Annotated in this window: 21 protein-coding genes; 18 read left to right on the forward strand and 3 right to left on the reverse strand. The window is 73.0% G+C overall.

The annotated features are described in order from the left end of the window. The first annotated feature begins 68 nt into the window (after positions 1-68). A complete protein-coding gene (locus AB0F77_RS28040; RefSeq protein ID WP_361954481.1) occupies positions 69-251 on the forward strand; it encodes a hypothetical protein in 183 nt (60 codons plus the stop codon). 40 nt (positions 252-291) lie between these two features. After that, a complete protein-coding gene (locus tag AB0F77_RS28045; RefSeq protein ID WP_361954483.1) occupies positions 292-588 on the forward strand; it encodes a (2Fe-2S)-binding protein in 297 nt (98 codons plus the stop codon). 138 nt (positions 589-726) lie between these two features. On the opposite strand, the gene AB0F77_RS28050 is transcribed toward AB0F77_RS28045, so the two are convergent. Beyond that, complete coding sequence (locus tag AB0F77_RS28050; RefSeq protein WP_361954350.1) at positions 727-1140, reverse strand: TIGR03618 family F420-dependent PPOX class oxidoreductase; 414 nt, start codon at positions 1138-1140, stop codon at positions 727-729. Positions 1141-1301: 161 nt separating this feature from the next. On the opposite strand from AB0F77_RS28050, the gene clpB reads away from it, so the two are divergent. Together clpB and AB0F77_RS28060 are read left to right on the forward strand one after the other, a co-directional pair. Beyond that, on the forward strand, positions 1302-3899 hold the full coding sequence (gene clpB, locus AB0F77_RS28055) for an ATP-dependent chaperone ClpB (RefSeq protein ID WP_361954352.1): 2598 nt from the start codon (positions 1302-1304) through the stop codon (positions 3897-3899). 182 nt (positions 3900-4081) lie between these two features. Further along, a complete protein-coding gene (locus AB0F77_RS28060) occupies positions 4082-4612 on the forward strand; it encodes a YbjN domain-containing protein (protein WP_361954354.1) in 531 nt (176 codons plus the stop codon). Positions 4613-4634: 22 nt separating this feature from the next. Here AB0F77_RS28060 and AB0F77_RS28065 read toward each other — a convergent pair whose 3' ends face one another. Further along, on the reverse strand, positions 4635-5756 hold the full coding sequence (locus AB0F77_RS28065) for a hypothetical protein (protein ID WP_361954485.1): 1122 nt from the start codon (positions 5754-5756) through the stop codon (positions 4635-4637). Positions 5757-5946: 190 nt separating this feature from the next. Then, a complete protein-coding gene (locus AB0F77_RS28070) occupies positions 5947-7131 on the reverse strand; it encodes a pyridoxal phosphate-dependent aminotransferase (protein ID WP_361954356.1) in 1185 nt (394 codons plus the stop codon). Between the two features lie 151 nt (positions 7132-7282). On the opposite strand from AB0F77_RS28070, the gene AB0F77_RS28075 reads away from it, so the two are divergent. From AB0F77_RS28075 to AB0F77_RS28140, 14 genes are all read left to right on the forward strand, one after another. Beyond that, complete coding sequence (locus AB0F77_RS28075) at positions 7283-7657, forward strand: hypothetical protein (protein WP_361954358.1); 375 nt, start codon at positions 7283-7285, stop codon at positions 7655-7657. 443 nt (positions 7658-8100) lie between these two features. Next, positions 8101-8688: a DUF2617 family protein gene (locus tag AB0F77_RS28080; protein WP_361954360.1), complete on the forward strand. Its 588-nt coding sequence runs from the start codon at positions 8101-8103 to the stop codon at positions 8686-8688. A gap of 79 nt (positions 8689-8767) precedes the next feature. Further along, positions 8768-10408: a polyamine aminopropyltransferase gene (locus tag AB0F77_RS28085; RefSeq protein WP_361954362.1), complete on the forward strand. Its 1641-nt coding sequence runs from the start codon at positions 8768-8770 to the stop codon at positions 10406-10408. 52 nt (positions 10409-10460) lie between these two features. Beyond that, positions 10461-11354 carry an SRPBCC domain-containing protein gene (locus tag AB0F77_RS28090; RefSeq protein ID WP_361954364.1) on the forward strand — a complete coding sequence of 298 codons (894 nt, stop codon included), beginning with the start codon at positions 10461-10463 and terminating at the stop codon, positions 11352-11354. A 27-nt stretch (positions 11355-11381) separates the two neighbouring features. Beyond that, the gene (locus tag AB0F77_RS28095; RefSeq protein WP_361954366.1) at positions 11382-12170 is read left to right on the forward strand and encodes an aldose 1-epimerase; all 789 of its coding nucleotides are present in this window, start codon (positions 11382-11384) and stop codon (positions 12168-12170) included. 10 nt (positions 12171-12180) lie between these two features. Further along, entirely contained in the window at positions 12181-12729 is a 549-nt protein-coding gene (gene pyrE, locus AB0F77_RS28100; protein WP_361954368.1) for an orotate phosphoribosyltransferase, read from the forward strand. 168 nt (positions 12730-12897) lie between these two features. Next, positions 12898-13920 (forward strand): class II fructose-bisphosphate aldolase, encoded by a 1023-nt coding sequence (fbaA, locus tag AB0F77_RS28105; protein WP_361954370.1) that lies wholly within the window; start codon positions 12898-12900, stop codon positions 13918-13920. 62 nt (positions 13921-13982) lie between these two features. Next, positions 13983-15434 carry an MFS transporter gene (locus AB0F77_RS28110; protein WP_361954372.1) on the forward strand — a complete coding sequence of 484 codons (1452 nt, stop codon included), beginning with the start codon at positions 13983-13985 and terminating at the stop codon, positions 15432-15434. Between the two features lie 45 nt (positions 15435-15479). Beyond that, positions 15480-15893: a DUF3151 domain-containing protein gene (locus AB0F77_RS28115; RefSeq protein WP_361954374.1), complete on the forward strand. Its 414-nt coding sequence runs from the start codon at positions 15480-15482 to the stop codon at positions 15891-15893. A 146-nt stretch (positions 15894-16039) separates the two neighbouring features. After that, the gene (locus AB0F77_RS28120) at positions 16040-16888 is read left to right on the forward strand and encodes a tryptophan 2,3-dioxygenase family protein (RefSeq protein WP_361954376.1); all 849 of its coding nucleotides are present in this window, start codon (positions 16040-16042) and stop codon (positions 16886-16888) included. Next, positions 16881-18062: a kynureninase gene (gene kynU, locus AB0F77_RS28125; protein ID WP_361954378.1), complete on the forward strand. Its 1182-nt coding sequence runs from the start codon at positions 16881-16883 to the stop codon at positions 18060-18062. The genes AB0F77_RS28120 and kynU overlap by 8 nt, the downstream gene beginning before the upstream one ends. 109 nt (positions 18063-18171) lie before the next feature. Further along, positions 18172-19050 (forward strand): alpha/beta hydrolase, encoded by an 879-nt coding sequence (locus tag AB0F77_RS28130; RefSeq protein WP_361954380.1) that lies wholly within the window; start codon positions 18172-18174, stop codon positions 19048-19050. Between the two features lie 96 nt (positions 19051-19146). After that, positions 19147-20487, forward strand: a complete 1341-nt coding sequence (locus AB0F77_RS28135) for a histidine kinase (protein ID WP_361954382.1) — start codon at positions 19147-19149, stop codon at positions 20485-20487. Then, positions 20484-21149 (forward strand): response regulator transcription factor, encoded by a 666-nt coding sequence (locus tag AB0F77_RS28140; RefSeq protein WP_361954384.1) that lies wholly within the window; start codon positions 20484-20486, stop codon positions 21147-21149. The genes AB0F77_RS28135 and AB0F77_RS28140 overlap by 4 nt, the downstream gene beginning before the upstream one ends. Positions 21150-21151 lie beyond the last annotated feature (2 nt).

Genomic DNA, 21151 nt, shown 5'->3' on the forward strand with positions numbered 1-21151 from the left:
CCATCGTCGTACCTGACGGGGGAAAAGGGGACCTTCAAGTGAGGACGAAGCCGACTATGCGTAAGAAAATGCTTCGCTCGGTGCTTGTCGCCGCCTTCTCCGCCCTCGTCGCCGCGGGAGCGTTGAGCGGCTTCTCCGGCGCGAAGGACGAGGTGCGGGCGAACACCAGCTGGCCCGCGATCGTGGCGTCGCCCATGGGAGAGGACAACACCTCGTGGCCGATCGCGCCGGCAGACGGAGCCGGGAGCTGACGTGACCATCCCTCCCGACGACCGATCCTTCCGCCGCGAGATGGCCACCGCCTATCGCTCGGGCTGGCACTTCATCGACCTGGCCACCGCCATCCCCCACAGCGGTGACTCCCTGATGGTGACCGTGTTCGGCGAGCCTGTCGTGGTCACGCGGGACGAGGACGAGGACGTACGGGCGTACCGGTGCCTGCGTAAGCCGCGTGGGGCCCCACAGCCCGTGCGCTGCGCCATCCGGTACGGAATGATCTTTGTGAACCTTGACCAACGAGACCACCGGCTGGCTGAGCCGGATGTCTCGGACGTGAGGACGATCTCGGCCACCCCCCGCAGTGCCTGACGCGATTCCCCCGTCGTAACAGATCGCTCAGGTGCTTCCCCCCGCAGCGGCGTCACCGTGACCTGAACACGGTGACGCCGCTGCAGTTTCTGGGGACATGTCGTGCCCTCGCCGTGTTTTCACAGTGGCCGAAAGCCGTCAGCCGCGCCCCAGCGCCCGTTCCAGCGTGATCTCGATGACCACCCGTGACGGGTTGGGCGCGGGCTCCCGTTCGTAGCGTTCGGCGTAGCGCCGCTCCGCCTCCGCGACCCGCTCCGGGTCGGTGCGGACGAAGGCCCGCCCCTCCAGGGTCGCCCAGCGCCGCCCCGCCACCTGGCACACGGCGACCCGGGCGCCCTCCTCCCCGGCCGCGAGCACGTGCGCCACCTTGGTGCTCGCCTTGTTCGTGATCACCCGCGCCAGCCCCGCCTCCGGGTCGTACGTCACCCCGACGGGCACCACGTGCGGGCTGCCGTCCGGACGGAGCGTGGTCAGGGTGCACAGGTGGCGCTCCCGCCAGAAGGCGAGGTACGGCGCGTCCGGGGCGCCCGGGTCCACGGAGTATCTGCTCATGTCCCGGAAGCTAACCCCTGACGGTGTCCGGCACCCACCCGCCCCTCTCCCGCGCGAACCTTGAGTGGAATAGACTCAACTTTGTGTACGTTGGTTAAGTCAGCACTGGGAGACAGGGGAGAGACGGCCGACGGGCCGCCGCCGAGGAGGAGAACGCGAACGTGGACGCCGAGCTGACCAACAGGAGCCGGGACGCGATCAACGCGGCCGGGAACCGGGCCGTCACGGACGGGCACCCGGATCTGACGCCCGCCCACCTGCTCCTGGCCCTGCTCCAGGGGCAGGACAACGAGAACATCACCGATCTGCTCGCCGCCGTCGACGCCGACCAGGCGGCCGTGCGCTCCGGCGCCGAACGGGCCCTGGCCGCGCTGCCCAGTGTCACCGGGTCGACCGTGGCGCCGCCCCAGCCCAACCGCGAGCTGCTCGCCGTGATCGCCGACGCGGGCGAGCGCGCCAAGGACCTGGGGGACGAGTACCTTTCCACCGAGCACCTGCTCATCGGGATCGCCGAGAAGGGCGGGGCCGCGGGCGAGGTGCTCAAGCAGCAGGGGGCCACCGCCAAGAAGCTGCTCGACGCGTTCCGCAGGGCGAGGGGAGGACGCCGCGTGACCACCGCCGATCCCGAGGGCCAGTACAAGGCCCTGGAGAAGTTCGGCACCGACTTCACCGCCGCCGCACGGGAGGGCAAGCTCGATCCCGTCATCGGCCGGGACCAGGAGATCCGCCGGGTCGTGCAGGTGCTGTCCCGTCGTACGAAGAACAACCCGGTCCTGATCGGGGAGCCCGGCGTCGGCAAGACCGCCGTCGTGGAGGGGCTCGCCCAGCGGATCGTGAAGGGCGACGTGCCCGAGTCCCTGAAGGACAAGCGGCTGGTCGCCCTCGACCTCGGCGCGATGGTCGCCGGGGCCAAGTACCGCGGTGAGTTCGAGGAGCGGCTGAAGACCGTGCTCGCGGAGATCAAGGACTCCGACGGGCAGATCATCACCTTCATCGACGAGCTGCACACGGTCGTCGGCGCGGGCGCCGGCGGCGACTCCGCCATGGACGCCGGCAACATGCTCAAGCCCATGCTGGCCCGCGGCGAGCTGCGCATGGTCGGCGCGACCACCCTGGACGAGTACCGCGAGCGCATCGAGAAGGATCCCGCGCTGGAGCGGCGCTTCCAGCAGGTGCTGGTCGCCGAGCCGAGCGTCGAGGACTCCATCGCCATCCTGCGCGGCCTCAAGGGCCGGTACGAGGCCCACCACAAGGTGCAGATCGCGGACAGCGCCCTGGTGGCCGCCGCGACCCTGTCCGACCGCTACATCACCTCCCGCTTCCTGCCCGACAAGGCCATCGACCTCGTGGACGAGGCGGCCTCCCGGCTGCGCATGGAGATCGACTCCTCGCCCGTGGAGATCGACGAACTCCAGCGCGCCGTCGACCGGTTGAAGATGGAGGAGCTGGCCCTCAGCAAGGAGACCGACCAGGCGTCCAAGGAGCGCCTGGAGAAGCTGCGCCGCGACCTCGCCGACAAGGAGGAGGAGCTGCGCGGTCTCAACGCCCGCTGGGAGAAGGAGAAGCAGTCCCTCAACCGGGTCGGCGAGCTGAAGGAGAAGCTCGACGAACTGCGCGGCCAGGCCGAACGCGCCCAGCGCGACGGCGACTTCGACACCGCCTCCAAGCTGCTCTACGGCGAGATCCCGCAGCTGGAGCGCGACCTGGAGGCCGCCTCGGAGGCCGAGGAGGAGGTCGCCCGGGACACGATGGTCAAGGAGGAGGTCGGCCCCGACGACATCGCCGACGTCGTCGCCTCCTGGACCGGCATCCCCGCCGGGCGCCTGTTGGAGGGCGAGACGCAGAAGCTGCTGCGCATGGAGGAGGAGCTGGGCCGCCGGCTCATCGGCCAGGGCGAGGCCGTGCGGGCCGTGTCCGACGCGGTGCGCCGCAGCCGGGCCGGCATCGCCGACCCCGACCGGCCCACCGGTTCGTTCCTGTTCCTCGGCCCGACGGGTGTCGGCAAGACCGAGCTCGCCAAGGCGCTCGCCGACTTCCTCTTCGACGACGAGCGGGCCATGGTCCGCATCGACATGTCGGAGTACAGCGAGAAGCACAGCGTGGCCCGGCTGGTCGGCGCTCCCCCCGGGTACGTGGGCTACGAGGAGGGCGGCCAGCTCACCGAGGCGGTGCGCAGGCGGCCGTACAGCGTGATCCTGCTCGACGAGGTGGAGAAGGCGCACCCCGAGGTCTTCGACATCCTGCTCCAGGTGCTCGACGACGGACGGCTGACCGACGGGCAGGGCCGCACGGTCGACTTCCGCAACACGATCCTGGTGCTGACCTCCAACCTGGGCAGCCAGTTCCTGGTGGAGCCGCTGACCGGCGAGGAGGAGAAGCGGCAGCAGGTGCTGGAGGTCGTGCGGTCCTCCTTCAAGCCGGAGTTCCTGAACCGGCTCGACGACCTGGTCGTCTTCTCGGCGCTGAACCGCGACGAGCTGGCCCGGATCGCCCGGCTCCAGATCGACCGGCTCGCCAAGCGGCTGGCCGAACGGCGCCTCACCCTGGACGTCACCCCGGAGGCACTGGCCTGGCTCGCCGACGAGGGCAACGACCCGGCGTACGGCGCCCGGCCGCTGCGCCGGCTTGTGCAGACGGCGATCGGCGACCGGCTCGCCAAGGAGATCCTGTCCGGCGAGGTCAAGGACGGCGACACCGTCCGGGTGGACGCCTTCGGCGACGGCCTGCTCGTCGGCCCCGCCACCGGCAAGACGCTCTGACGGGTGCCGCGCCGCGCGGCGGCCCGCCCCTCGTCCCCGGGGGCGGGCCGCCGCGCTGTTCGCCGAGGGCGTCATCACCGGCCGGATCAGGCCGACCGCGGGCCGACAGACCCCGGCGGGGCTTGCCACCCCCCTCCCCGCATGGGGGAGGATGGCGGAATCCGTACGAAGGGAAAAACACGGTGAGCATCGACCCGTCCTCGATTCCGAACTTCGGGGGCCAGCCCGAGCCGCAGCCCCAAGGACCGGCGGGCCCCGTCGTCCCGGATCAGGACCTCGTGAAGCAGCTCCTCGACCAGATGGAGCTCAAGTACGTCGTCGACGACGAGGGTGACCTCGCGGCGCCGTGGGAGCAGTTCCGTACGTACTTCATGTTCCGCGGGGAGGCCGAACAGGCGGTCTTCTCGGTGCGGACCTTCTACGACCGTCCCCACAAGATCGACGAGAAGCCGCAGCTCCTGGAGTCCATCGACGACTGGAACCGCAGGACGCTGTGGCCCAAGGTGTACAGCCACACCCACGACGACGGCACCGTCCGCCTCATCGGCGAGGCGCAGATGCTGATCGGCACCGGCGTCGACCTGAACCACTTCGTCTCCTCCACGGTCAGCTGGGTGCGGGCCGCGATCGAGTTCGACAAGTGGCTCGTCGAACAGCTCGGCCTGGAGCAGGAGGTCAACGAGGCGGACGAGCCCGGGGACGACGAGGAGTGAGCCCTTCGTCCCGGAGCCTGTCCTAGAGCGGCGTGTCCGCGATCACGACGAGGTACGCGCCGTACCCGAAGGAGAGCCCGGCCAGGGCGCAGACCACCGTGGTGGCGTGCCAGGGCCGGGCTCGTGCCGTCCGCACCAGCGCGCGGGCCAGCGGCAGCAGCAGCGGGAACGCGGGCAGCAGGAAGCGCGGCTTGGACTCGAAGAAGCCCGAGCCGCCGAGCACGATGAGCAGCAGGACACCGCTGTGCACGAGCAGCGGGAGCGGGGCCCGGTCGGCGAGCAGCAGCGTGTACAGCAGCACGGCCGCCGCGACGATCACCATGGTCATCGGGAAGACGAACCGGTTCCCGTGCAGCAGCAGGTCGTACACGAAGCGCAGTGAGCCGCGGCCCAGGTCGAACGTCGAGCCCCACAGGCGCTGCACCTCGAAGTAGCCGCCGAGCAGGTCGCCCGTGCGCCGGCCGACCCACAGGACGTACGCCGTCCAGCCGAGCGGGGCGAGCGCCGTGCCCGTCCACAGCCTGTGGGAAACCCGGCCGCGCCGGCGCCACGCCTCGCAGGCCGCCGCGGCGAGGACGGCGGCGGCGACCGCGAAGCCGTTGGGCCGGGACAGACCGGCGAGCGCGGCCAGGGTGCCCGCCCACAGCCAGTTGCCGCACAGCACGGCGTACAGGGACCAGGCGGCGAACGCGGTGAGCACGGGTTCCGTGTACGCCATCGACAGCACCACGGAGTGCGGGAGCAGCCCCCACAGCAGGACCAGCGCGGTGCCGGTGGCGCGGCCGTGCAGACGGGCGCCCACCGCGTAGACGCCGCAGGCGGCCACGGCGGCGGCGGTCCAGGACACCACGAGCCCGGCGGCGCCCGCGCCGAGCGGCGTCAGGGCGGTCACGGTCCGCACGAGCGCCGGGTAGAGCGGGAAGAACGCCAGGTCGCTGTGGACGACGCCGGGCCGGAAGTACAGGGTGCGGGTGTAGCCGTGGGCCGCGATCCCCAGGTACCACGCGGAGTCCCAGGACCGGCCGAGCAGCGCGAGCGGTGAGCGTCCGGTGGCCCAGGAGACGAACGCGAGCACGGCAGCGCCGATGAGCCGGGCGAGGACGAAGACCCCGAGGGCGAGACCGCCGCCCGCGGCGAACGACATCCTCCGCACCCGTTCCGGCTGGGCGACCGCGGGCGGGGGGAGAGTGGTACTGAGGTGGCTCACACCTCCGCACCCTGCAACGCACCGACACACCCCGCGACCCCTACGGGTCCGACCGTGTGCGCTTCACGGGGGGACGGCGTGGCGACGTGACAACGGCGGGGCGAACGGTTCCGCCTCCGGCGCGGTGCTACAGACGGCCCAGGCGGGACACCGCCTCCTCCAGGACGGCCTCCCGCTTGCAGAAGGCGAAGCGGACGAAGGAGGCGCCGGCGTTGCTGTCGTCGTAGAAGACCGCGTTCGGGATGGCCACCACGCCCGCGCGTTCCGGCAGGGCGCGGCAGAAGGCGAAGCCGTCCTTCTCGCCGAGCGGGCGGATGTCCGTCGTGACGAAGTATGTGCCCGCCGGGCGGAACACCGAGAAGCCGGCCTCCGCAAGCCCCGCCGACAGCAGGTCCCGCTTCCTGCGCATCCCCTCCGTGAACTCGGCGAAGTAGGAGTCGGGCAGCGCCAGCGCCTCGGCGACGGCGTACTGGAACGGGCCCGCGCTCACGTACGTCAGGAACTGCTTGACCGCGCGCACCGCCCCCACCAGTTCGGGCGTCCCCGTCACCCAGCCGACCTTCCAGCCGGTGAACGAGAACGACTTCCCCGAGGACCCCACCGTGAGGGTGCGCTCCCGCATGCCGGGGAACGTCGCGAGCGGCACATGGGTGGCGTCGTCGAACACCAGGTGCTCGTACACCTCGTCCGTCACCACCAGGAGGTCCCGCTCCACCGCCAGCTCGGCGATCGCCGCCAGCTCCTCGCGGGTCAGCACCGTGCCCGTCGGGTTGTGCGGGGTGTTGACGAGCAGCAGCCGGGTGCGGTCGGTCACCGCGTCCCGCAGCTCGTCGAGGTCGAGCCGGAACGTGTCGCCGTCCGGCCGCAGCGTCACCGGGACGCGCCTGCCGCCCGCCAGGGCGATCCCGGCGGCGTAGGAGTCGTAGTACGGCTCGAACGCGATCACCTCGTCGCCCGGCTCCACCAGGGCGAGCAGCGCCGCCGCGATCGCCTCCGTCGCGCCCGCCGTGACCAGCACCTCGCTGTCGGGGTCGTACGACAGCCCGTACCACCGCAGCTGGTGCGCCGAGATCGCGGTGCGCAGTTCGGGGACGCCCGGTCCCGGCGGGTACTGGTTGCCGCGGCCGTCGCGCAGCGCGCGCACCGCCGCCTCGCGGATCTCCTCCGGGCCGTCGGTGTCGGGGAAGCCCTGACCGAGGTTGATCGATCCGGTCCGGACGGCCAGGGCCGACATCTCGGCGAAGATCGTCGTCCCGAACTCGGCGAGCCGGCGGTTGAGGAGGGGGCGCGCGCTGGAGGTCATGCGGGCCATCCTGCGCCCAAGCTCTGGACTTCCTCAACTCTGCTTTGGGTGTCGGGGCGGGCGGGCATCCCCCGTGCACACGGCGGTCGCACCGAGGGCCGCACGGCAGGCGAGGCGCCCACGGGGGGCCGCTTCGGGGGACGGAAGGGAGGGTGGCGCCATGGTCTTCGGCATCATCCTGGCGGTGATCGTGGTCGTGCTCGGGGCCGCGGTGCGCGCGGCGCGCAGGAGCAGGCGCGGGGTCGTACGGCACGGGGGTCGCGGGTCCGGACGCGGAGGTTCGGGCGGCGGCATCCGGCGCGGCGGCAGCGACGACAACACCAGCTGGTGGGCGGGCGGCGCGGCCGTCGGCGGGTCGTCCAGCGACCCGGGCGTTCACAGCGATCCGGGCGGCCACAACAGTCACAACAGCCATCACGGCCACGGCGGGCACAGCAGCCATGGCGGTCACGGGGGCCACTCCTGCGGCGGGGGGCACTCCTGCGGTGGGGGTTCGTCGTGCGGCGGCGGGGGCGGATGCGGCGGAGGCAGCTGACACGGGGCAGCTGTCTCCCACCAGGGGGAGCCACATCCGAGCCGCACGAAGCGCCCGCCGGGACCGATGGACCCGGCGGGCGCTTTGCGCGCGGGGGAGCCGTGCCCGTCCGCCGGACGGGGGACCGGCGCGTGGTGCGGTGGTGTGCGCCCCGCGTAGGAGGTGCGCGCCGGGCGCGGGGCGTAACTGAACAGATGAGCTGAGTAGTCACCTGGGGGATGGAAACCCGACGAACTTGGGTAAAAACGCTGTGGCGGCGCCACTGTTCATGATTCCCTCTAAAACACCAACGCAGCCCTCGGGCGTCCCCGCGGCACCCACCCCCCGGCCGGGCCGGCCGGGTGCGACCGGGCTGACGTGGCCGATCCCGCGGTGTCGACCGAGGTGCGCCGGACCCCCCACACATTCCTCCTACTCCTCTTGCGTGCTAGCGGAGCCGATCCATGCTCACGACCCTGAACACCTCCTACACAGATACGCGCGCCGCCGACCTCGCCTGGGCCCTGGGACGCGAACCGCTCCCCGCCCTGGCCACCCTCGATCTCGAACTGACGGGGGCGAAGCTCCAGTTGAGACTGCTCGGCGCGTCCCACCAGGTGCTGCTGGAGGAGGACAGGGGTGACTGCTCGGAGACGGTGGCCTGCATCCCGGGGTCCAGCACCCCCCTGCCGCTCGGCGTGGCCAAGCGCCTCGGTGACTGGGAGTACGAGTTCGCGGCGCGCGTCGAACTCCTCTCGCCGGGCTCCTTCGCGGGCCGCGCCCAGGAGTTGCTGGCCCTGGTCTCCGACCATCCGCACGGCCTCGCGGGCGTCTTCCCCGGCAGCCCCCACGCGTTCACGGCGATGCTCGCCCACCGGCACGAGGGCCAGATCCACTGGCGGACGTGGCACGCGTACCCGCAGGACGGGCAGTTGGTCGCCACCCGCACCAGGGTGGGCGTGCGCACACGGACCACCGACCCCGCGGACGCGGACCGGTCCCATGGGTCGCACGGGGCGGGTGCGGCGGTCGTCGGGAACGGCTCGGCGTAAACCAACCAGCCGCTGTGTTCGACCAGTTCCACACGTGTGGGTGACGAAGCGTACGCGGCGCGTGACGTAACGTCGCAGGGTGATCGAACCGCACGCCCCCGCCCGGACGGGCGCCCCGCCGCCCCGGTGCGGTCCCGCGCGGTTGCCCGTCCGGCCGGGGACCGGCCGGTTCCTCGTCCTCGCGGGCGTCTTCGTCTGCGCCGCCTGCGGCCTGGTGTACGAACTCGAACTCGTCGCCCTCGCCTCGTACTTGATCGGTGACTCGGTCACCCAGGCGTCCGTCGTGCTGTCGGTCATGGTGTTCGCCATGGGCATCGGCTCCCTCGTGGCGAAGCGGCTGCGCCGGCGCGCGGCCTTCGGCTTCGCCGCGGTGGAGGCGGTGCTCGCCCTCGTCGGCGGGTGCAGCGCGATGGCCCTCTACGCCGTGTTCGCGTGGACCGGTGGCTGGGGCGGGCTGTGGGCCGCCGGGCCGCGCTGTCTGCTCGTCGCGTTCTCCCTCGCCATCGGGCTGCTCATCGGCGCCGAGGTGCCGCTGCTGATGGAGCTGATCCAGCGCATCCGGCGCCAGGACCCGGGCGGCGCGGTCGCCGACCTGTTCGCGGCGGACTACGTCGGCGCGCTGGCCGGTGGGCTCGCCTTCCCCTTCGTCCTGCTGCCGTTCCTGGGCCAGTTGACGGGCGCGCTGGTCACGGGGGCCGTCAACGTGGCAGCGGGCGGCGCCCTGGTGCTCGGTCTGTTCCGGCGCGATCTGAGCCCGCGGGCGCGCTGGCTGCTGCTCTGCGCGAACCTCGCCGTCCTCGGCCTGCTCGCTACGGCCGCCGCGCTCGTCGGCGACTTCGAACGGGCCGCGCGGCAGGCGGTGTACGGCGGGGACGTGCGCGTCGCGCTCCAGACCGACGTGCAGGAGGTCGTCCTCACCGGCGGCACCGGGGGCCGGCCGCTCGACCTGTTCCTGGACGGGCGGCTGCGGGTCGGCGGGCACGACGAACGCCGGTACCACGAGGCGCTGGTCCACCCGGCGATGAACGGTCCCCACGCACGGGTGCTGGTCCTGGGCGGCGGGGACGGGCTCGCGGCGCGGGAGGCGCTGCGCTGGAGGGACGTGCGCCGGGTCGACGTGGTCGAACTCGACGCGGGGCTGGTGCGGTTGGCGCGCGGCGACCCGGGTCTCTCCACGCTCAACGAGCACGTGTACGACGACCCGCGCGTGCACGTCACGATCGGCGACGCGTTCCGGTGGCTGCGCGGGGCGCCCCGGGCGTCGTACGACGTGGTGATCGCCGATCTGCCCGATCCCGGGATCACGGACAGCACGAAGCTGTACTCGCAGGAGTTCTACGGGCTCGCCCGGCAGGTGCTGCGGCCCGGTGGGCGGATCGCCGTCCACGCGGGGCCGGTGTCGACGCGCCCGCGCGTGTTCTGGACGGTCGAGGCGACGATGCGGGCGGCGGGACTGTGCGCACGGCCCTACCGGGTGCCGGGGCGCGACGCGGGGTTCCCGTCCGGGCCCGACCGCTCGGCGGGGGCGTCGGGGACACCGCACGACTGGGGGTTCCTGCTGGCGGGGGCCGGGGCGGTGCCGCCGAAGCTGCTGCTTGACCCGCGCGGGCCGCGGGCGCGCACGCTGACCGAGGCGGAGCTGAGCGCGGACGCGTCGGAGGCGGCGGGAACGCGGGTACGGGAGTTGCCGGCGTCGACGCTGGTGCACCCGCGGTACTGAGGGGGTGACGACGGGGGTACGTTCCGGCCACACGTGGGTAGGCTCAGCCGACATGGAGCACGAGGTCTTCGTTCCGGTTCCGGCCGAGCGGCTCAGGGAGGCGCTGGCCGATCCCGCGCGGGTCGCGCGGGCGGTGCCGGGGCTCCAGCAGGACGCGGGCGCGGACCCACTGACCGGCCGCCTGAAGGTGCGGTTCGGCAATCACTCGGTGACGTACCGCGGGACGCTGCGCCTCGACGAGCGGGCCGACGGCACGTACGTGATGGAGGCCGAGGCGACGGAGGCCCGGGGTTCGGGGACGGCGGCCCTGACCGTGACGCTCACCCTGACGGCGGCCCCCGGTGGCACGAACGCCCGGTTCACCACGGCGACGCGGGCCACGGGCAGGGCCACGGACCTCCGCCCGGACACCATCGCGACGACGACGGTCCGCCTCCTGACCCGCTTCACGGAGAACCTGGCGGAACAGCAGGGGCAGGCGGGGCAGCAGGGACAGGCAGAGCAGCCGGGGCAGCCGGAACAGCCGGGTCAGGCAGAGCGGCCGGGGCAGCCTGAACAGGCGGAAGAGTCGGGACGGCCGGGGCAGGCCGAGGAGTCGGAGCCACTGCCGCCCGCCGAAGCGGCTGCCTCGGCGGCGGACGAAACCCCCGAGACCGTCGAGAGCGAGCCCGCTCCCCAGGAGACCCCCGCTCCCCAGGAGCCCCCCGCTCCCACACCCGCCCCCACCCCCGCCGACGGCGGAGCCGAGGCGGGGCATGCGCGGCGGACCATGATCGGTCGCAGCGCCGAGGAAGTCGACCACGCCCCGCCCCGCGGCCGCTACGCCCCCGTCCCCGCCCCCCAGACCGTCGCCGCGACCAACACCCTCCGCTGGGCCGCCCCCGCCGCCGCCCTCGTCGTCGCCTCCGCGATCGTCGTTGGCCGGGCCCTGCGCAAACGCCGCTGAGGAACCGGCCCCCAGTAAAGTCGCCCCGTGAGCAACGAAGACATCACGCTGAGCGTGGGCGACGTGGAAGCGGCCGTACAACCCGGCAACGGCGGCCGTGTCGCGAGCCTCCGGATCGCCGGCACCGAACTCCTCCGTCAGGGCGACCGCTTCGGCTGCTTCCCGATGGTCCCCTGGTGCGGCCGGATCAGGGACGGCCGCTTCCTGAACGGCGCGACCCTCCACCGGATGCCGCTCAACTCCCCGCCGCACGCCATCCACGGCACCGCCCGCGACGGTGCCTGGAAGACCGCCCGCGTCACGTCCGACGAGGCCGTCATCACGTACGACCTGGTCGACCCCTGGCCGTATCCCGCCCGGGTGACCCAGGTCGTCGGCCTCACCGAGGACTCCCTGACGCTGACCATGTCCGTGGAGACGTACGACTCCTCCTTCCCGGCCCAGATCGGCTGGCACCCCTGGTTCAACCGCACCCTCGACGGTCGCGACGCACGGCTCGACTTCACCCCCGCCTGGCAGGAGGAGCGCGGCGACGACCACCTCCCCACCGGCAACCGCATCGACCCGGAGCCCGGCCCCTGGGACGACTGCTTCGGCATGCCCGGCGGCGTCGGCGTCACCCTCACCTGGCCGGGCCTGCTGGAGCTGGAGGTGACCAGCCCCGAGGAGTGGGTCGTGGTGTACGACGAGCAGGAGGCGGCCGTCTGCGTGGAGCCGCAGACCGGCCCGCCCAACGGCCTCAACACCCTCCCGCGCCTGGTCACACCGCTGGAGCCGCTGGAGGCCACCACCACCTGGTCCTGGCGCCGCCTCTAAGCTGGTCGGCATGACGGACGTGCGTGGGACGCTGCTTCAGCAGATCAAGGACAAGGCCGTGGTGCACGGCAAGGTGACCCTGTCGTCGGGCCTGGAGGCCGACTACTACGTCGACCTGCGCCGCATCACCCTCGACGGAGAGGCCGCCCCGCTCGTCGGCGAGGTGCTGCTCGACCTGGTCGCCGACCTGGAGTTCGACGCGGTCGGCGGCCTCACCATGGGCGCCGACCCGGTGGCCGCGGCGATGCTGCACGCCGCCGCCGCGCGAGGCCGCCGCCTCGACGCGTTCGTCGTGCGTAAGGCCGCGAAGGCGCACGGACTGCAGCGCCGGGTGGAGGGCCCGGAGATCAAGGGCCGCCGGGTGCTGGTCGTCGAGGACACCTCCACCACCGGCGGTTCGCCGCTGACCGCGGTGGAGGCGGTGCGCGAGGCCGGCGCCGAGGTGGTCGGCGTGGCGACCATCGTCGACCGGGCGACCGGCGCCGCCGAGAAGATCGAGCAGGGCACCGGAGTGCCCTACCGGTTCGCCTACTCCAAGGACGACCTCGGTCTCGACTGAGCTCCCTGGGAAACCGCCCCGTCCGCCCCTCGGCCGGGGCACCGGGCAGCGGCCCATGTCTGGAAAGATGGGGACGACGACGATGTCACCCCAAGGTTCTAGGTCAGGGCCGCAGCACGCAGCACGCAGCACGCAGCACGCAGACCCGCACACCCAAGGAGCGGACAGATGCCCATCGCAACCCCCGAGGTCTACAACGAGATGCTCGACCGGGCGAAGGCAGGCAAGTTCGCCTACCCGGCCATCAACGTCACCTCGACCCAGACCCTGCACGCGGCGCTGCGCGGCTTCGCGGAGGCGGAGAGCGACGGCATCGTCCAGATCTCCACGGGTGGCGCCGAGTTCCTGGGCGGCCAGTACAGCAAGGACATGGTCACCGGCTCGGTCGCCCTGGCCGAGTTCGCGCACATCGTCGCCGAGAAGTACCCGGTGACGGTCGCCCTGCACACGGACCACTGCCCCAAGGACAAGCTCGACGGCTACGTCCGTCCGCTGCTCGCGGTCTCCGCGGAGCGCGTGAAGGCCGGCCGCAACCCGCTGTTCCAGTCGCACATGTGGGACGGCTCGGCGGAGACCCTGGCCGACAACCTCGCGATCGCGCAGGAGCTGCTGGCCCAGGCCGCCGCCGCGAAGATCATCCTGGAGGTCGAGATCACCCCGACCGGCGGTGAGGAGGACGGCGTCTCGCACGAGATCAACGACTCCCTCTACACCACGGTCGACGACGCGATCCGCACCGCCGAGGCGCTGGGCCTGGGCGAGAAGGGCCGCTACCTGCTGGCCGCGTCCTTCGGCAACGTGCACGGCGTCTACAAGCCGGGCAACGTCGTCCTGCGCCCGGAGCTGCTGAAGGAGCTGAGCGACGGCGTCGCCGCCAAGTTCGGCAAGCAGTCCCCGTTCGACTTCGTCTTCCACGGCGGCTCCGGCTCCAGCGAGCAGGAGATCGCGACCGCGCTGGAGAACGGCGTCGTCAAGATGAACATCGACACCGACACCCAGTACGCCTTCACGCGTCCGATCGCCGACCACATGTTCCGCAACTACGACGGCGTCCTCAAGGTCGACGGCGAGGTCGGCTCCAAGAAGACCTACGACCCGCGCACCTGGGGCAAGCTCGCCGAGGGTTCGATGGCCGAGCGGGTCGTCGAGGCCACGCGGAACCTGCGCTCCGCGGGCAACAAGATCAAGTAGTTTCCCGCCTTTTCGCAGCGAGCCCGCGCCCCCACGGCCGGGCTCGCTGTATACCTGGGGGCATGCCAGACGTCCGGTTGGCCTCGCCCCAGGGCAGATGGATCCTGTTCACCACGGTGCTCGGCTCCAGCATGGCCATGCTGGACTCGACCGTCGTGAACGTCGCGCTGCCCACCATCGGCCGTGACCTCGGCGCCGACCTCGCCGCGCTCCAGTGGACGGTCAACGCCTACATGCTCACGCTGGCCGGGCTGATCCTGCTCGGCGGCTCCCTCGGCGACCACTACGGCCGGCGCAAGGTCTTCGTCATCGGCGTCGTCTGGTTCGCGGCGGCCTCCCTGCTGTGCGGGCTCGCCCCGAACGCGGTCGTGCTGATCGCGGCCCGCGCCCTCCAGGGCGTCGGCGGCGCCCTGCTCACGCCCGGCTCGCTCGCCCTCATCCAGGCGTCCTTCCACCCCGACGACCGGGCGCGCGCCGTCGGCCTGTGGTCGGGGTTCGGCGGCATCGGCGCGGCCGTCGGCCCGTTCCTGGGCGGCTGGCTGGTGGACGGCCCCGGCTGGCGCTGGGTGTTCCTGCTCAACGTGCCGCTGGCCCTGGTGTGCGCCCCCGTCGCGCTGCGGCACGTCCCCGAGTCGCGCGACAGCCGCGCCCACGGCCGCTTCGACGTTCTCGGCGCCGTCCTCGCCGCCCTCGCGCTGGCCTTGGTGACGTACGCGCTGATCGAGGCGACCGAGGGCTCCCTCGCCGTCGCGCTCACGGCGCTCGCGGGGGTCGTGGCCGGGGTGGCGTTCGTGTACGTCGAGCACCGCAGGGCCGACCCGATGATGCCGCCCGACATCTTCGCCTCGCGCCAGTTCACGGCTGTCAACCTGGTCACCCTGTGCGTGTACGCGGCGTTCGGCGGCTTCTTCTTCCTCACCGCGCTCCAGCTCCAGGTCGTGGCCGGCTACTCGGCGCTCCAGGCCGGCACGGCCCTGCTGCCGACCACCGCGCTGATGCTGCTGTTCTCGGCCCGCTCCGGTGCCCTCGCCGACAAGATCGGCCCGCGGATCCCGCTCACCGCGGGCCCGCTGCTGTGCGCGGCGGCGATGCTGCTGATGCTGCGCGTGGGCGAGGACGCCGACTACCTGGCCGACGTGCTGCCCGCGCTCCTCGTGATGGGCGCCGGCATGGTGACCCTGGTGGCCCCGCTGACCGCCACCGTGCTGGCCTCGGTCGACACCGACCGGGCGGGCCTGGCCAGCGGCATCAACAACGCGGCGGCCCGCGCGGCCGGCCTGATCGCGGTGGCGGCGCTGCCGCTGCTGGCCGGGATGGGCCCGGAGGCGTACCGCTCGGCGGCGGCCTTCGACGCCGCGTTCGACCGGGCCATGCCGATCTGCGCGGGCGTCCTCGTCGTGGGCGCCGTGATCGCCTTCACGACGGTCCGCAGGCCGACCCCGGACTGCCGCCACCCCGAGTGCCACACCCACGGCAACGTGACCTCCCCGCCCCTGGAACGGCCCCGCGGCTGACGGCCGGGGCTCCCCTTCGCCGCGTCGTGCACCAGACTGGAGGCCATGAGCATTCACGAGAACCTCCTCGGGGGCCCGCCCCCGACCCACCTGCCCGACGACCCGGAGCCGCGTGAGCTCCTGGCGGGCGGCACCGCCCCCGCGGACGTCGCCGCGAAGTACCCCACCTCCTCGCTCGCGTGGGCCCAGCTGGCCGACGACGCGTTCGAGCGCGGCTCGGTCGTCGAGTCGTACGCGTACGCCCGTACGGGCTACCACCGCGGCCTCGACGCGCTGCGCCGGGGCGGCTGGAAGGGCCACGGCCCGGTGCCGTGGGAGCACGAGCCCAATCGCGGCTTCCTGCGCGCCCTGCACGCGCTCGCCCGCGCCGCCCAGGCGATCGGCGAGCAGGAGGAGTACGAGCGCTGCACGCAGTTCCTGAAGGACTCCTCGCCGACCGCGGCCCAGACCCTGGGCTGAGCGGCGGGTGACCGGTGCGGCCCGTCCGGCACAGGGCGGGCCTTGCCGTATCCAGGGGGATTACGGAGGATGCCGGTGGGGACCGGGGCCCCCGTGCCGGAATCGGCAGGGGCGGACCGCCACCCGGAGTACAGCAGGAGACAGCGATGTCCCAACAGGCTCATCGGTCCGTGGAGACTCAGGAGCCCGAGACCCCGCATCTCGACTTCGCGGGCACGACCCCGTACGAGGACTACGTACGGGCGGACGTGCTCACCCATCTCCAGCACACCCTTTCGGACGATCCCGGAGAACTGGTCTTCCTGGTCACGACCCAGGTCATGGAGCTGTGGTTCACGGTGATCGTGCACGAGTGGGAGACCGCCTCGCGGGCGCTGCGGTCCGACGACGTGCCGGTGGCGATCGACGCGCTCAAGCGGTCGGTCCGTGAGCTGGAGGCGCTGAACGCCTCCTGGAGGCCGCTCGGGCAGCTCACCCCGGCCCAGTTCAACTCGTACCGCTCCGCCCTCGGCGAGGGCTCCGGCTTCCAGTCGGCGATGTACCGGCGCCTGGAGTTCCTGCTCGGCGAGAAGTCCGCGTCCATGCTGGTGCCGCACCGGGGCGCCCCGCGCGTCCACGCCGAGCTGGAGAAGGCCCTGCACGAGCCGAGCCTGTACGACGAGGTGGTACGGCTCCTCGCGCGCCGCGGGCACCGGATCCCCGACGAGGTGCTGACCCGGGACGTGGCACTGCGCCACGAGCCCTCGCCCGCCGTGGAAGCCGCCTGGACGGCGGTCTACTCCGGTGACCAGAACTCCGAACTCGCCCGTCTCGGCGAGGCGTTGACCGACGTCGGCGAACTGGTGTGGCGCTGGCGCAACGACCATCTGGTCGCCACCCGCAGGGCGATGGGCGCCAAGCCCGGCACGGGCGGCTCCGCCGGGGTGGCCTGGCTGGAGAAGCGCGCGCAGAAGAACGTGTTCCCGGAGCTCTGGACGGCGAGGTCCCATGTCTGAGATCGCCCTGCGCGCGGAGAAGCTGGACGCCGCCGACGAACTCGGCCCGCTGCGGGGGCGCTTCGTCCTGGACGACGTGGTGTACCTCGACGGCAACTCGCTGGGCGCGCTGCCCGCGCACGTCCCCGGCCGGGTCGAGGACGTGGTGCGCCGGCAGTGGGGCGACCTGCGCATCCGCTCCTGGGAGGAGAGCGGCTGGTGGACCGCGCCGGAGCGGATCGGCGACCGGATCGCCCCGCTGGTCGGGGCGGCGCCGGGGCAGATCGTGGTCGGCGACTCCACGAGCGTCAACGTCTTCAAGGCCCTGGTGGGCGCGGTGCGGATGGCGGGCGCGGGCCGGGACGAGATCCTGGTCGACGCCACCACCTTCCCCACGGACGGGTACATCGCCGCCTCGGCGGCCCGGATGACCGGGTGCGCGCTGCGCCCCGTGACACCGGACGAGGTGCCGGACGCGGTCGGCGGGCGGACGGCGGCGGTGCTGCTCAACCACGTCGACTACCGCACCGGCCGGCTGTACGACCTGCCCTCGCTCACCGCGGCGGTGCGCGCGGCGGGCGCGGTGTCGGTGTGGGACCTGTGCCACACCGCGGGCGCGCTGCCGGTGGGGCTCGACGAGCACGGGGTCGACCTGGCGGTGGGCTGCACCTACAAGTACCTGAACGGCGGCCCGGGTTCACCGGCGTACCTGTACGTCCGCCGGGGTCTCCAGGACCGCTTCGACTCCCCGCTGCCCGGCTGGAACTCCCACGCGGAGCCCTTCGGGATGCGGGCCGAGTACACCCCGGCGGACGGGGCGCTGCGCGGGCGCGTGGGCACGCCGGACATCCTGTCCATGCTCGCGCTGGAGGCGGCGCTGGAGGTCTGGGAGGGCGTGCCGGTGGCGGCCGTGCGCGCCAAGTCCCTCGCGCTGACGGACTTCTTCCTGGAGTGCGTCTCGGCGTACGTCCCCGAGGGCGCCGTGGAGTGCCTGACCCCGCTCGCCCACGCGGAACGGGGCAGCCAGATCGCGCTGCGCTGCGCCGGGGCGGCCGACGTGATGAAGCGGCTGATCGCCCGCGGTGTGGTCGGCGACCACCGGGAGCCGGACGTCCTCCGCTTCGGCTTCACCCCGCTGTACGTGGGCTTCGCGGACGCGGAGCGTGCGGCGAGGATCCTGGGGGAGGTGCTCTGACCCCGGGGCCGGCGTGACCACCGCCAGATCGGCCAGGTCGCTGGCCTGATACCGTCACCGCCATCTCACCTGGTCCGCCAACACCATTACGCCGCTGAGAGGTTGGAGCATGCCGGACGACGCCGCCGCTGCCCGGGCAGCCGCCGAAGAGGAGTCCGCCTTCTCGCACCCGCCCGTCGCCCCCGACGTCACGGCGGCGTACGGCGACCATCCCGACCAGGTGATCGACTTCTACGCCCCGCGCGCGGCGGAGCCGGCGGCCCCGGCCCCGCTGGTCGTGGTGCTGCACGGCGGCGCCTGGCGCGCGCCCTACGACCGCCGCCACATCACCCCCTTCGCCGGTTACCTGGCCCGCCGCGGCTTCGCCGTGGCGAACGTGGAGTACCGGCGCGGGGCGGCTCCGGAGCAGGCCGGAGGCGCCCCCGTCGCCGGCCGCTGGCCGGACACCTTCGACGACGTCGCCGACGCCCTGGACGCGCTGCCCGCGCTGGTCGGCGGTGCCCTCCCGCAGGCCGACCCGCGCCGCACGGTGATCACCGGCCACTCGGCCGGCGGCCACCTCGCGCTGTGGGCGGCGGCCCGCCATGTCCTGCCCGCCGACGCCCCCTGGCGCACCCCCGCCCCGGCCGCCCTGCGCGGTGTCGTCGCGCTCGCCCCGATCGCCGACTTCGCGACGGCCGGGCGGCTCGCCGTCTGCGGTGACGCGGCGCTCCAACTCCTGGGCGGGAAGGACCTGTTCAAGGAGCGCCAGCCGTACGCCGACCCGGCCCAGCTGCTGCCCACCGGCATCGCGACCACCCTGGTCCAGGGCCGCACGGACGACGTCGTGCCGCAGGAGGTGGCCGACGCGTACGCGGAGGCGGCCGCCGCGGCGGGCGAGGTCGTGGGCCTGACGCTGCTGGAGGACGTCGGCCACTTCCCGCTGATCGACCCGGCCGCCGACGCCTGCGCGGTCGTCGCCGAGGAGATCGCCCAGCTCGCCTGGTGAGGTCCGGCGTCGCCGCCGTAGTACCTGAGAAGGACCCCGCATGACCCGACTCACAGGTGACGACGGCGACCGCGGCCCCGGCCTACCGTTTCGGACGTGACCGAGACGACGCACACGCAGCCGATGCCGCCGCGTCCAGCCAGGCCGCGCAGCCCGGAGTTCCGGGCCGCCGCGGACGCCCTGCGCGGGCTGCGGCAGGACCTGTTCCACGACGCCTTCGCCTACCGCCCGCTGCCCCCGACGGGCGTCGACGGCCCGATCACCGGGCGGCTGCGGGGCCGGGCCCGGGAGTGGGCGGCCTGGACCCCGCACGCGGCGGTCGCCGCGTGCGGCGCGGTGGCGATGCTGGCCGCCCTGTCGAGCCTCGGCGGCGGCACGGACGCCCTGCTGTGCGGCCTGCTCGCCCTCGCCCCGGTCCTGCTCACCCTGGTCCGCCCGATCGGCGCGTTCTGGCTGTCGCTCGCGTCGACCACGATCGTCGCCCTGCTGGGCTCGTCCTGGGGCGGCTGGCCCTGGCAGGCGGGGAGCTTCGTCTCCCACCTGGTGGTGCTCACCGTCGTCGCCCTGCGCACCCGCCCCCGCACGGCGGGCTGGATGTGGGTGATGACCGGCGCGTACGGCTTCCTGCTCGACACCCTCTTCGGCTGGAGCCACTACGACAGCAACATCGCGCCCATGCTGGTCGTCTCCGCGCTCCTGCTGCTGGCGGTCACCGTCGGCCACATACGCCACGATGCCCGCCGGGAGATGACCGCCCAGCGCACGGTGACCGCGCACGAGCGCTCCCGCCGCACCCTGCTGGAGGAGCGCACCACCATCGCGCGCGAGCTGCACGACGTGGTCGCCCACCACATGTCGGTCGTCGCCATCCAGGCCGAGGCGGCGCCCTACCGGGTCGAGAACCCGCCCGAGGAACTGGAGAAGGCGTTCGCCACGATCCGGGAGAACGCGGTCGCCGCGCTCACCGAACTGCGCCGTGTCCTCGGCGTCGTGCGCGCCGAGGACTACGCGGCCCCGGACGCCCCGCAGCCCACCCTCGCCGACCTGGACGCGCTGCTCGCCAATGTGCGCGAGGCCGGCCTCGCGGTGGAGAAGGCGGTCACCGGCGCGGTGCGCGAACTCCCGCAGGGCGTCGAGCTGTCGGCGTACCGGATCGTGCAGGAGGCACTGAGCAACACACTGCGGCACGCGCCGGGCGCGAGCGCCCGGGTGGAGATCGGGTACGTCCTCGGGGGCCTCGGCGTCCGGGTCGTCAACACCGCCCCGCCCGCGCCGTCCCTCGTCAAGCCCTCGCCCGGCGCCGGGCACGGCATCACCGGGATGCGGGAGCGGGTGTCCATGCTGGGCGGCGAGATGACGGCCGGGCCGGTCGACGAGGGCGGTTACGAGGTGGCCGTGTTCCTGCCGGTCGCCCTGACGAGCGAGGGTGGGGCATGACGATCCGGGTCCTGATCGCGGACGACCAGATGATGGTCCGTGAGGGCTTCTCCGTGCTGCTGGGCGCGATGCCGGACATCGAGGTCGTGGGCGAGGCGGTCAACGGGCGGGAGGCGGTCGAGCGGGTGCGGGAGCTGGCACCCGACGTCGTCCTCATGGACATCCGCATGCCCGAGCTGAACGGCATCGAGGCGACCCGGGAGATCGTGGCGGCGGACGGCTCGGCGAAGGTGCTCGTCCTGACGACGTTCGACCTCGACGAGTACGTGTACGAGGCGCTGCGGGCCGGGGCGTCGGGGTTCCTGCTCAAGGACGCGTCGGCGCGGCAGCTCGCGGACGGGGTGCGGGTGGTGGCCGCGGGGGAGGCGCTGCTGGCGCCCTCGGTGACGAAGCGGCTGATCACCGAGTTCTCCAAGCTGTCCGACGGGCCGCGGCTCACGCCCACGGCGCAGGCGGCGTACGGCGACCTGACGGAGCGGGAGACGGAGGTCCTGGTCCTCATCGCCCAGGGGCTGTCCAACGCGGAGATCGCGGAGCGGCTGGTGGTGGCCGAGTCGACGATCAAGACCCATGTGAGCCGCGTCCTGGTGAAGCTGGGGCTGCGGGACCGGACGCAGGCGGCGGTGTTCGCCTACGAGGCGCGGCTGGTCACGCCGGGCTGAAC

Origin of the sequence: Streptomyces sp. NPDC026672, from assembly GCF_040638185.1 — a bacterium.
In the GTDB taxonomy this organism is placed as follows: Bacteria; Actinomycetota; Actinomycetes; order Streptomycetales; family Streptomycetaceae; genus Streptomyces.